Origin of the sequence: Xanthomonas cassavae CFBP 4642 (assembly GCF_000454545.1) — a bacterium.
Lineage (GTDB): Bacteria > Pseudomonadota > Gammaproteobacteria > Xanthomonadales > Xanthomonadaceae > Xanthomonas > Xanthomonas cassavae.
In genome coordinates this window covers 1-837 of the sequence record NZ_ATMC01000081.1, presented here as the reverse complement: position 1 = coordinate 837, position 837 = coordinate 1, and the positions used below count along the sequence as shown (strand labels likewise).

The 837-nt window shown below is 61.1% G+C and carries 2 protein-coding genes; both read left to right on the top strand.

Annotated features, from left to right (window positions below; all coding sequences use genetic code 11):
- Positions 1-323, top strand: a 323-nt coding sequence (locus tag XCSCFBP4642_RS26030; protein WP_327191999.1) for a transcriptional repressor KorB C-terminal beta-barrel domain-containing protein, incomplete at its 5' end; no start/stop codon positions are given.
- 327 nt (positions 324-650) lie between these two features.
- On the top strand, positions 651-837 hold a 187-nt coding region (locus XCSCFBP4642_RS23545; RefSeq protein ID WP_033897806.1), incomplete at its 3' end, for a hypothetical protein.

Sequence of the window (837 nt, the reverse complement as noted above, 5' to 3'; positions counted from 1 at the left end):
GCGCTGGAAAATTTCGTCATGACGAAAAAACGCAGGCTGGCAATCAGGACGAAGCCGCCGGGTCAGGTGCAGGAGCGGGTAGCGGCGACGCGGATACGGGCGAACTGACTAGCTGGCCTCGGGGCAAAGCGGTGTCCGATCCGGACAGCATGAAGCGCCCCCTGTTGCTGGTCGAGCATGACGGGCGTGCTGCGGCGGTCCTGCTGAACCGCCGGCCGTCTACTGCCGGTCTCATCCGCATTCGTTACGAGGATGGAGGCGGCGACGCTGAAGTGGATGCCGGGACGGTCAAGATCAACCGGCTGATGGAAGGCGAGAGGTGAGACGAAGAGGCGGGCTTATCAGTCCGCCTCTCTCGTTTCGGAGCCAGTACCAGGGGTGTAGGGGGAACCCCTACGGATAACGCCTCACCCGCACATGGATGGTTTCAGCCTCGGGGACAGTTCTTCCGCCGCCTGCAATGAGTAACCCCGACATCCCCCTGCAAACCGCTTTGATCGGTTGGGCAGGATGCAAGGCTAGGGTGAGCCCACCGAGCAGATGTGCAGACCCCGAACGCCCTCAGGGCGTAGACGTGACATTACCGTTGCCGATAGCAAATCCGACCGAAGCAAGCCCACTCGACACCAAAGCGAGAGCAAGAGCGAAGAATGGACATTGCGGCGGAAAATTTCGTCATGACGAAAAAAATGGTGGAGGCGCTCAGGGAACGGCAGCGGCCGGGTCTGACGATGGAGACGAACGTAGTGGCTCCAGCGGCGCTGGAAAATTTCGTCATGACGAAAAAACGCAGGCTGGCAATCAGGACGAAGCCGCCGGGTCAGGTGCAGGAGCGGG